Origin of the sequence: Dysgonomonas sp. 521, assembly GCF_010501055.1 — a bacterium.
In the GTDB taxonomy this organism is placed as follows: domain Bacteria; phylum Bacteroidota; class Bacteroidia; order Bacteroidales; family Dysgonomonadaceae; genus Dysgonomonas.
Genome location: NZ_QVMO01000103.1, coordinates 1 through 11,249, shown reverse-complemented (window position 1 = coordinate 11,249; position 11,249 = coordinate 1). Strand labels below are relative to the sequence as shown.

The 11,249-nt window shown below is 40.2% G+C and carries 11 protein-coding genes; 3 read left to right on the top strand and 8 right to left on the bottom strand.

The window, feature by feature from the left end; translation table 11 throughout:
* Positions 1 to 684 precede the first annotated feature (684 nt).
* Both D0T84_RS19425 and D0T84_RS19420 read left to right on the top strand, forming a co-directional pair.
* Complete coding sequence (locus D0T84_RS19425; protein WP_163309515.1) at positions 685 to 1,260, top strand: 5'-methylthioadenosine/S-adenosylhomocysteine nucleosidase; 576 nt, start codon at positions 685 to 687, stop codon at positions 1,258 to 1,260.
* Position 1,261: 1 nt separating this feature from the next.
* Positions 1,262 to 1,969: a DUF434 domain-containing protein gene (locus D0T84_RS19420; RefSeq protein WP_163309514.1), complete on the top strand. Its 708-nt coding sequence runs from the start codon at positions 1,262 to 1,264 to the stop codon at positions 1,967 to 1,969.
* A gap of 42 nt (positions 1,970 to 2,011) precedes the next feature.
* On the opposite strand, the gene D0T84_RS19415 is transcribed toward D0T84_RS19420, so the two are convergent.
* Positions 2,012 to 2,206, bottom strand: a complete 195-nt coding sequence (locus D0T84_RS19415; RefSeq protein ID WP_163309513.1) for a hypothetical protein — start codon at positions 2,204 to 2,206, stop codon at positions 2,012 to 2,014.
* 179 nt (positions 2,207 to 2,385) lie between these two features.
* On the opposite strand from D0T84_RS19415, the gene D0T84_RS19410 reads away from it, so the two are divergent.
* Complete coding sequence (locus tag D0T84_RS19410; RefSeq protein ID WP_163309512.1) at positions 2,386 to 3,276, top strand: bile acid:sodium symporter family protein; 891 nt, start codon at positions 2,386 to 2,388, stop codon at positions 3,274 to 3,276.
* 5 nt (positions 3,277 to 3,281) lie between these two features.
* Here D0T84_RS19410 and D0T84_RS19405 read toward each other — a convergent pair whose 3' ends face one another.
* The 7 genes from D0T84_RS19405 to D0T84_RS19375 form a co-directional block, all read right to left on the bottom strand.
* Complete coding sequence (locus D0T84_RS19405; protein WP_163309511.1) at positions 3,282 to 4,412, bottom strand: hypothetical protein; 1,131 nt, start codon at positions 4,410 to 4,412, stop codon at positions 3,282 to 3,284.
* A gap of 215 nt (positions 4,413 to 4,627) precedes the next feature.
* Positions 4,628 to 5,101, bottom strand: a complete 474-nt coding sequence (locus tag D0T84_RS19400) for a GtrA family protein (RefSeq protein ID WP_163309510.1) — start codon at positions 5,099 to 5,101, stop codon at positions 4,628 to 4,630.
* A 31-nt stretch (positions 5,102 to 5,132) separates the two neighbouring features.
* Positions 5,133 to 6,902, bottom strand: a complete 1,770-nt coding sequence (locus D0T84_RS19395) for a glycosyltransferase family 39 protein (protein ID WP_163309509.1) — start codon at positions 6,900 to 6,902, stop codon at positions 5,133 to 5,135.
* A 102-nt stretch (positions 6,903 to 7,004) separates the two neighbouring features.
* Complete coding sequence (locus D0T84_RS23350) at positions 7,005 to 7,571, bottom strand: LytR/AlgR family response regulator transcription factor (RefSeq protein ID WP_370525531.1); 567 nt, start codon at positions 7,569 to 7,571, stop codon at positions 7,005 to 7,007.
* 18 nt (positions 7,572 to 7,589) lie between these two features.
* Positions 7,590 to 8,465, bottom strand: coding sequence for an aminoglycoside 6-adenylyltransferase (locus D0T84_RS19385; RefSeq protein ID WP_163309507.1), 876 nt, complete (start codon positions 8,463 to 8,465; stop codon positions 7,590 to 7,592).
* Between the two features lie 86 nt (positions 8,466 to 8,551).
* Positions 8,552 to 10,276: a CBM35 domain-containing protein gene (locus tag D0T84_RS19380; RefSeq protein ID WP_163309506.1), complete on the bottom strand. Its 1,725-nt coding sequence runs from the start codon at positions 10,274 to 10,276 to the stop codon at positions 8,552 to 8,554.
* A 113-nt stretch (positions 10,277 to 10,389) separates the two neighbouring features.
* Complete coding sequence (locus D0T84_RS19375) at positions 10,390 to 11,013, bottom strand: RagB/SusD family nutrient uptake outer membrane protein (RefSeq protein ID WP_163309505.1); 624 nt, start codon at positions 11,011 to 11,013, stop codon at positions 10,390 to 10,392.
* Positions 11,014 to 11,249: the final 236 nt, after the last annotated feature.

Genomic DNA, 11,249 nt, shown 5'->3' with positions numbered 1-11,249 from the left:
TCAATGCTAACGAAATAAGACTTATGGGTAAACTAGCTAAAAAACACAATTTTATGATTGTCAAAACGGATATAATTTAAATGACGTCATTGGTAACGGAGTGAAACATCTCGTATCTGGTAGGTCGAGATTCTTCGTTGCACTCAGAAACAACGTTCGCCGAAGCGAAGGCGAGGCAATGACAAAGAGAGTAACAATTTGATAGAGATGTTTTACTTTTGAGATACCCTCCTACGGTGATAAAAAAAGAATAGAATTATCTATTAGTAGCAGTTACAGGTTATAATGAGAAGAAAAGGTAACAGAGAAAAGTAATGAAAAAAGTGTCACATTTGACTACGCTTCGCTCCGTCGATTTTCAATTGTCACTTTTTTGCAGCAGCCTGTTGTTTCTGTTTTTACAGTCAGGCTTCTAAGTCCGCGAAGCGGGCTAATATGGATAACCATGGGTAAAACCCGTGGAAAAAGCGAATAAGAAGAGACCGTCTCCGTAGGAGGCGAATAGGATTGATTTTTATTATTTGCCTCCTACGGAGACATGTTTTTCAGTCAGTCCCTGCCACGGGATTTACCCGTGGTTATCCATGTTCAGTCCCTTCGGGACAATAAACGACTGTGTTTTTCAACTCTTGACTCGCATAATTATCTATATTTGCATATAATCGGCGACTGAATAATATTAATATGATAAAAGAACTATTAAACAAAAATCCGCTTTATGTTTTCGCCTTAGAAAGTGAGGCTGCGGATAAATTCGATGCGGATAAACCGCTCTTTATAGGTGTAGGAAAAGTAAATGCAGCCTACCACCTTACTAAACGAATCGTGGCGGAGAAACCGGGTATAATCATCAATCTGGGCTCAGCAGGAAGCAGTGAATTCGGACGGGGTTCGGTAGTTTGTTGTACAAAGTTTGTACAGCGCGATATGAATGTAGTAACGTTAGGATGTGAACTATATGAAACGCCTTTTTCGGGCGAAAAGCCTGTTCTTGAATATGGAATCAGTATAGATAGCTTGCAGCAGGGCATTTGCGGGACGGGAGACAGCTTTGAGGTAAATCATTCTGTGACACACTACAATGTTGTGGATATGGAAGCTTACCCCTTAGCATATATCGCAAAGAAAGAAGGAATTCCTTTCCTGTGCCTGAAATATATTTCGGATGGCGCTGATGACGGAGCCGCCGAAGAATGGAGTATTACGGTTAAAAAAGCCGCCGGAGCGTTAAGGGCGGTTATAGACGAAATAAGAAGATAAGATGCCGTTACCCAGAGGTACAGATAAGCTGGATACGTTGCTGTTTATTACGGAGAAAGACAAGCTGGTAAACACTATGGCCGACACGCTCTTTCTTCTGAGGCGCGGATACCCTTTCGAGAGCGCCTTGCGGTTTACCTCATCCCATTATCAGTGCGTAGCACGCCAGATATTGATGCTGAAAAGGGGAATCTGTACAGATGAAAGCCTGAAAATAAAAAAGCAAAAGGAGCTGTCCTTTAACGAACTGGAAGGTAAGACACTGTACATAGACGGTTTCAATCTGATAATAACATTGGAGGTCTTACTGTCGGCAGGCACCGTTTTCAAGGGCAGGGATGGCTGTATAAGGGATTTGGCGGGGCTGCGGGGCAATTACTCTATCATCAGCGAAACGATATCCGCAGTGGACGTTATCGCCGGTTTCTGCAACGCGTCGGGAGTGTCTTCCCTCCTTGTATATCTGGACAGCCCTGTATCCAATTCGGGTAAGCTGAAAAATCTGATACTGGAACATCGGGCAAAATTTAATATGCCTGTTTCCGTAGAACTGATACATAATCCGGATGTGAATTTATACGATAAATCTGTTGTAGTCAGCAGTGACAGTATTATACTGGAACATTGCACACATTGGTTTAACCTTGCAGCATGTGTTATGGATAAACAGCATGCCGAAGCTATTATTGACCTTAGTGCAGATAATTAGATTGTTTAGATCATTTACTCTGCAATTCTTAAGGTTTGGATCTCAATCTTCATTTTCTATGCTCTCGAAAGAGAAATCATCGGAACACAGTTCTTCTATTGCAAGGGCAAGCCTGATATTTTGATTATCCAGTTCATTGGTAGTTTTGTCACTTTTACATACGCTACGTTCCTGTGACCGTTCGTTGTCACTTCGCGTTCGTTTTTCATTATCCTTTTTGTTCCTGTAATCTTTCATACCAAATGATGTGTTTTGTTGCTGTTATTTAATTAGACGATTTAAGAAGGAAAATATTTCAAGGATTTTGAGTTTTCTGATTTTTTATAGTTTACGTTAAAATATCTTTTACTTTTTCTGTTGAGGCGAAGATGTAAGGGGAATATATTTACTAATTTTGTATCATAAATAAGCAAGTTATGCTGAATAAGATAAAATCATATATGATGCCTATAGCAATGCTTACAGGTATCATATTTCATAAATATATGGGCGAATTAGCCTTCCTTACACCATATCTTATAGCAGTGATGTTGCTTATTACCTACTGCAATATATCGTTTAAGGATATTCATTTTACCCGTCTGCACTTTTGGCTTATTTGTATCCAGATAGCAGGAAGCATAGGTGTTTACCTTCTGCTACAGCCATTGAATGCTATTGTTGCGCAGGGAGCGATGATTTGTATTCTGGCGCCTACGGCTACTTCTGCCCCTGTAATTACGGGTATGCTGGGAGGCAGTGTGGCAAGCCTTACTGCTTATAGCCTGCTTTGCAATATGGTTATTGTCGTTGTGGCTCCCGTACTGTTTTCCTTCACAGGGGAGATTGAGGCCGATTCGTTTATACATTCGTTCTGGATCGTCTTCCGGAAAGTATTTATCCTCTTGTTCCTTCCTTTCTTCGGTGCTTTCCTGCTAAAGAAACTATTGCCGAGGGTACACCACGAGATACGGAAGGCAAAAGCTTTCCCCTTCTATCTATGGTCGGTTGCGCTGGTTATTATTACAGGTAAGACGGTACAGTTTATTCTCGGTCAGGAGAGTCCCGATTATAAGGTTGAGCTGGCGGTTGCATTATCCGCTTTGGTTATTTGTGTAGGGCAGTTTCTCATCGGTCGCCGTTTGGGTCGCCGTTATGATGATACAGTTGCCGGAGGACAGGGCTTAGGGCAAAAAAATACCATCCTTGCTATCTGGATGGCACAAACATATCTGGATCCTATATCGTCTATCGGGCCGGGAACTTATGTGCTCTGGCAGAATATTGTGAACTCCTATCAGGTATGGAAGAAAAGGAAAAACCTGTAGTCCGGTTAATTGGCTTTACTGATGCTTTCTATTTCTGTAGGTAAGAGAACCATATTTTTCAGGTATTCAAACTCCAGTTCGAAGCATTCGCTGAAAAGCTCATCTGCAAAGCCTTCTTCAATTTGTTTTATAGTCCAGAATTTACCGTTCATCTTTTCCGTTCTCCTTATACTGTCTTCGTTATTTATGCTTGCAGCAAACAGGAAGTTCAGCCGTTTTGTGTTATCATTTTCGAATACATATTTAAGGACGAACTTCATAGAGAAATCGGCATCGTCTCCTATCATTTTTCTTATACTGTTGCGGGCAGCTAGGTTTATTTCGTGATTGAACAACATATACTTTTCGAAAGGGTAGTCCAGTTTTCCGGCACTGAGGATATCATTTACAGGTCTTGGCTGTAAATATACTTTCGCCCCCGAGATAAGAGCAACTCTGACAATGGGATGCATAAACTTATTTTTCATGTTCAATGAAACGCTCTTCGCTATTTTTCCCGTCACTTCGCCTTTCTCGGTTACAATCGGTATCCATTCTTCTTTTCTAAGCTTGGAGACCAGGTTGCTTATTTTGATTATCTGGTATACTCCTATCGATAAAATGATAAGGATAGGTAGGACGGCAAAGATTACTATATCAAAAGAGTACAAAAATGCATCGCTGAAAGTAAACTGCCTGTATAGCAATATTACGAATATGTGCAGCGTAAGGCAATACTGGATGAGGACGGCCGAATCGTAAAACTCATTCATAAGCGCTTTCTGTATAAGGTTCTTTTGCCGGAAGAAGCGTGCCGCAATGTATGTTTTGCTTACCCGCAATAGCATGAAAAGGGCGATTATCATGACTTCGCATATTACCACATACGTATTTGGCTTCCATATATATTTATGGGTAAATAACCATGCGCACAATGTTACGATTAACGCGATGGCCGAAATATAGAAAGTAACGCTGAATCCACGGCTCTTATAGTGTATACGGAATGGGAATTCTCCCGCAATCGCAGCAGCTAAAGCAATAATAAGTGCTATTTCTTCCTGCACACCAGCTATATGAAGTATTATGTACAGGATAAACGGGAGGAGTCCTATTACAGGATTGGATACGTATTTTCTTATACCTTTACTAAGCATCTCAAATTAAAAATTTTAAAAGAGTGAGTTAGGTGAAGTAAACTACATCATTGCACAGAGTATAGTTTTGCTTATTGTAGTTTATTGTAAAATTATCAGGTATTAACAAGATCACTTTGCTCTTCTCATGATTAAAACAAATAATATGATAATTTGTTTGCATATTGCCTGATAATTGTTCGAAAAATGAACGACATTATCAGCTAGATTCTGATTTATTGTTGTTTAAATGTAAAAAACTTGTTGATTAAGAACTGTATTGCAGCTACTATACATATTGCAAAAGCCTTTGCCAGCATATCATCCATTTTTATTACACCAATAAATAAAGTGAGCAACATGGAACTTATTATCATCCCTATAATGGCGATGCAGGCAAATGATGTAAATCGCTTAAGTTTGTTATCCGTTACTTTGAATGTAAAATAACTGTTGAGTATGAAGTTATTGATAACAGCCAGAGTAGAACTGATAATATTGGAGATGAGTATGTCCAACATACCAACTGACATTTTGCCACCCAAAAGGCTGCTTATATGTGTTGAAAACGGATAATGTACAGAAAACTTATTAACCAGCAGATAATAGACACCCATATCGATAACAAGGCCTACTATGCCTACCATTCCATATTTTATCAACTGCTTAATGGAGTTGCTCCTGATCAGGTCATTAATTCGCTGTTTCATGTATGTTTCTTAAGTTTGCTTATACCGGATGCTAATCTTTCTTTTTTATTCTGTAGAAGAGCATCTCATTTTTATATTCGTTTAGTTTACTGCTGGTTTCCAGCAATGTGAATTCGTATTTTCCACCGTATTCCTGCTGTATCTTATCTGTATTTTTTTCAAGGGTAACGAAATAACCTTCTTCGGGCGATTCCAAATCTATATTCTTGAAATTATTGTATAGATAAAAGTTCAACGCATAAAGATTTACATACCTTCTAAGGTCATTGGTTACATATATATTTCCTTTCAAGTCATATTTTTCAGACAGCATTTTGGCAAAAGGTTGTACCGAATAGGAGTTCTTGAAGTTGGAAAGAAGGTAAGAATCCATAAAAATATTTATCGCGAGCATAAGCCCGAAACCCGCCATCAATATCTTTACATTGATTTTCTTCCGCAGGAGGTATATACTGTTTACAACAGCACACAGCAATACTGTACTACCAAGCAGACCAAGCCATCCCGGATTTTGGAACATATCCGAGAAAATCTTTATATCCAGCAATGTCTTTTTACGTTTTGCGAACTTTCCGGCTATCGCTTCCACATCTATGATACCGGTGTAAGCCAATGCTATAATTAACAATGCGATGATGGCGATGGATAAGAGGATAGATGTAGAAATACGGACAGCAGCAGGCTTCATTTCTGTGAGATAAATGAAGAAACGGGCTATAAATATGGCAATGAACGGATAAATGAGCATAATATACACACTCCGTTTCGAAACCGGGATAGAATAAAATATGAGGGATATGACAATCACTATAAAGCTAAACAACAATATTTTATCCATAGCCATTATTTTATTAAAGGCATTGGTTAGTATTTGCTTTATTGAGCCTTTGGGCTTACTGTATTTAAGGAAAAAGAGGGATATAACCAGTAGGATAGTCCAAGGCAGAAATCCGGATACCAGGTATGCAAAATATACCCAGAACGGTCTTTCATGTCCCAACTCATAACCGGCAGCCATATCGGCAGCCTGCATGTGGAGGAATCGCCCGAAGTTTTCATAAAATACCCTGTCAAAAAATAACTCACCCTTTACCTCATAAGCGGCATAGTACCAGATGAGGGGTATAATAAATGCGGGTAGTCCGGCAATAATACATTTGAGGGCAGCTTTGAAGAAGTTCTCCTTTTGCAACAACAGATATACTCCGAATATCATGCAGGGCAGTAAAACACCTACAGGCCCTTTAGTAAGGGTTGCCATACTCAACAGCAGCCATACGGAAATGAGCTGCGATATACGCTTCTTTTCGTACCAGGTATACATCTGTATGAGCCCGGCTACCAGAAAGAAAGTGAGTACCATGTCTACACGGGTAGTCATCGCCGCCCTGTGTATTTCAAAGCACGTTATCAGGATAAGGCATGAAACGAAGGCTTCGAGTATCGGCCTGCGGCGGGCAAAGAACATAAAACAGATACCTACCATTGCTATAAAGGCTAGGGTGGATGGCAGGCGCGATGTAAACGGTGTTACTTCTCCATCGGTAAGGGCTAAAGAAAATCCGGCTATAAGCCAGTGGTTTAACGGTGGCTTGTATGCAAACTCGTCAGCATAATTAGAGGGGATTACCCATTCTCCTTTTTCAATCATTGATACTGCCAGTGCAGCTTCCCGGGGTTCGCCTTTAGTATAAAAATCTCCCAGGCCTATCCAGGGCAAGGTGGATAAGGTGGCGATAAGAAGAATAAGAAGAAGGGGTTTTTGCAAATATAAGGTTTGCAGAAAATGAGATTTCTTCATAAATATCTATGATTGAATATTTCTGCAAAGATAGGTTTTTATTTCTTTAATACTATGTGTAGACGGTGCTTATAATTGTAATACAGCTTCTAAATTTTGGGTTTACTTAGAAATAAGTTTATTATTCAGGATAATATTAAATACTTTTTCACGCAGATTGCGGGCAACAGGTATCTTATGGTTATGTATATTAAGCAGGTTCCCTTCTATGGATTTAATGTGGCTGATATTCACGATATATGACCTGTGTACCTGTATGAAATGCTGTTTGGATAGGGATTCTGCCATGTTTTTGAGGGTAGTATATACTATCTCCTTCGATGAGTGGGTCTGTATCAGTATGTAGTTCTCCATACTTTCTATAAAGAGTATATCATTCAATAAGATTTTTTTCAATTGTTTATCGCTTTTTACGAATATGTGTTCGTCCGAATCTGATTTGGATTCTTTTATCAACGCATCGTGTATTCTGTTCACTGCTTTGAGGAAACGGTCGAAGGAGACCGGTTTCAAAAGGTAATCCGCCACATTAAACTCATACCCTTTGATGGCGTACTGCTCGTAGGCGGACGTTATAATCACTTTAGGCGGGTTCTGTAAACTGGAAAGAAGTTCCAACCCGGAAATGTGCGGCATCTCTATATCCAGAAAGAGTAAACAATAACTTATTTTTCTTGATGAATGGTGTTATGAAAAAATAGTGTCGGCATTATCAGGCAGTTCTTTTACCCTTTTCAGGTACTTAGTTACTTTGTTATCATCTTCTACCGGATATATATAGCCCAGCTTCTGCGCTACAAACAAAGCTGTATCCCTGAATAGCTCTGTCAGAGTAAACAATGATTGCCAGCAGTCTTTAGGATTGCTGTTCTTGTAGGTGCTGAGCAGCAGGTTCCATTCTGTTTGGCTGATGAACAGGGACAGGTATTTATTGTTCTTTCCGACACTTTTCGAGAAATCTGTGCCGATGCCCGCTTTCCATTGCAGCATCCTCAGGAGGCTGGGACGGACATATAAGTTTATATGATTATTCGCATATAGTATCTCCTTTCTCCACAGGCCTTTTGCTACATAGGTAGAGACCCACCAGAATTCGTTGCAACAATCGTCAAAGAATTCTTTCGAAGGGCGTTTTATGTGATAATCTTCATCGGATGGTTCGGGTAAGGAAGGAAATATTCCATCCTTGTCTAATAAGATTTTTATCAGTTTATCTCCTTCTGTATATTTGTCCGCATCATTCACAGGTACTAGTTTCAGGTCGATTCTATTGCCATCGTCAAACAACATGAGATAGGAGAACCAGCCTCCAAGTTCGGGAGGAAAGAGAGACATCGCTTCAGGCTTTTGCATAATGATCCTGTCTCCGAAAATATTGATCCATTCTTCATCCTTAATAAAAAGGTTCATATCGGTGACAAAATAAGAAATGTCATAATCCTGAAAAATGTCTTTGGGCACGTTGGGGTTTGTCCGCGATCCTTCCATCCCAACAGCCCTTATCTCCGGCTTACTTTTTGCAAAATGAAGGAGCAAATCGAATATCTCTTTCTCTGTTCTCATAACGATGTGATTGATGAACTCCTAAAATATAAAATTAGCCTGACAATTGAGTTATTGCCAGGCTAATTAAATGATTATTTATTTTCTTATTTTACAATCTGGATATAATCGAGATCGAAGTATCCGTTGTCAGGCTTATCTTTTTGGATGGAGATAAAATTGCTTCCGGCCTCTAATGATACCTTTACTTCTGTTAATTCCCATCGATTTGTTTTTACAGGGGCAAAGATCAGCTGGTTTGCCATTTTTTTGTCATCGATGTATAAGCTGGCTGTTCCTGTATCCTTATTCGGATTTGCATATCTTATTTGTATTGTATAATTACCTTTAGCCGGAACTTCTACAGCAAAGAATACTTTTGCGTCTGTATTCTGGAAGTCGCCTGCATAGCCGCAACCATTGTATCTGAAGTTATCCTGCTTTTTCTTTGTATTAATCATGGACGCGAACTCAGCCTCATATCTTAGACTGTTATTCTTTATCTTAATTATTCTACATTCGTGGGGTGCTAGTTCTACTGAATAGCCTCCAAGCATGCTGCCTAAATCTTTATGCGCCCACAGATCCCTCACATTTTCAGTACTTCCTCCTTCAATGCCCAATTCCTTTTCGAAATCAATGCTTCTGACCTGCTTTGTACCTTCCCTGTTAAACAATCCGACCACCCAGTCGCCATTTGGTAACTGCCCTGCCCATACAGAACTTTTGTCTGTATCTTTAGCGTCATAGCTCAAGGGCTTTGCTACGAATCCCTGTTCATTAAGTTCGAGAAGTTCGGTATTCTGGTACACCCATGCATGCTCCCCGACCGAATCATACTGGTCTGCAATGGCGAGGGCGGAGCCACCCATGACCATAAGGGAGAACTTGAATACGCGCTCGTTATCGTTTGCCATCGTATTCATTCGCATAAAGTCGCCGTCAAGGATCATTTGTCCCCTGCCTCCTATGTCCGCGAAGCCAATGAAGCCATCGAAGGCATTCCCATACTGAGGCCATATTGCTTTCTGCTGGCCTCTTCGCCTGTCGCTTACGAATTCCCAGCCTCCGTCGAAACAATCATCATCTATGCGGATCATATCGCCGTATTTCAGTTCATTTCTGCCATGATCGAAGCAATTGGGCATTACCAGGCTAAGGAATATATCGTTGCCCGCGGCTTCTTTTATCCATTCCAGTGCCTGAATATATTTAGCCGTACCATAATTTTTTTCATAGTTTTCCAGAAAGTCGATTCGCAGATACGTAGCGCCTGCCTCAATAAAATATTTCACATAGCCCTGGATCCATTCTTTGGCTCCCTTCCTGTCCGTATCGACCCAGTACAGAGGTTCATTGAACGATATAGGGCCTGCGATGTCCTGAGCTTTAATATCTGTTCCTTTTACACTGACATTCTTATCATAGGCGGCTTTTGTCATCCACATCGGATTGTAATATACGCCGAGTTTCATTCTCCTTTCATCAAGATAGTCAGCCCAATATTTGAAGCTATGTTCCCACTGGTCGTTATACTTTGTAATGTATCCGTTATTATCGATTGTCTGGGCGGCTTCTATCCAGCCATCATTACATATCATATCGTATCCGAAAGATTTGAAATGAGTATTCATCCAGTCTATATTGGCTTTCCATCTGTCTTCAGGGATGGGCATATTGGTTATCCAGCAATATTCATAAGCTATCCAGTATTTTGGGCCGGTTCCTTTCCGTGTAAACGGACTGTCACGCGCCACAACCGGTATATTGACTGATATGAGAGTTGTGAGTAACAGAGCCGTAATTATTTTTCGTTCGATATTCTTTGTCATTTTACTTTCCAGTTATAATTTGTACTTGGAAATAACACAGCCTTATCCGGGGTTTCTGACTTTAAGGCTGTGTTATTGCCATTAAACCTAAAACTCTTTCAACAAACTTTATGCTAATACCCCGGATTTTGTTTTAGATTAGGATTTGCATCTATCTGGTCTTTAGGTATAGGATATAGTCTTCTGAATTCTTCGCTTTTGTATGGCTTGAAGATTGTAGGATCATTGTATTTATCGAACCGGATCATATCCGAACGGCGCCAGCTCTCCATAAACAGTTCGCGTCCCCGTTCTTCGAGCAGGTCTTTTTCCGTCAATTTGGTAAATGGCGTTACTCCTGCACGTGCCCTGAAGAGGTTGACCAATCTTAAGGCTTCTGTATCAGCCGGATTCATCCGCCATAGTATTTCGGCTTTCATCAGCATAATATCGGAGTAGCGGAATGGGAAGAAATCACTGTTAAGGAAGCCGTTGCTGCCCATCTCTATTTCCCATTTCTTGATTCTTACACCCGATTGGCGTATCGTGTTGTATAAAGAAACGAATTCAGGTGTAAAGTTTACCTGCGGGCCATCAGGGTCGAGGTCTTTTTCGTATCCGCTATCGGTTATCGGTTCGCCTGTAGAGCTGTACTGTGGCCCCCAAAGGAAATTGTCGCTTCTGCGTATATCATCTTCTTCATACATATAGAAGAATTCAGTCTGCACAGATAAGCCATTCCAAGGGCCGTTAGTCATGTTGAGTGCTCATTATTTACCAATAAACCAAACGATAATGACGATAAAAATCTTTTCTTTGAAAAAAACTCATGGCAGTGTAGCACCAGTTCAACTAATGTTAATATACTTGCTGTTGAGTCTTGCTTCAAAGAAAGGTAGACCAAATATTGGTGATTCTCTTGATAAAAAGAATAATTCCCGGATGGTAGCATACTTGCATTTTATGCCTGTTTACTTCTTTGAGCCATGAGTTT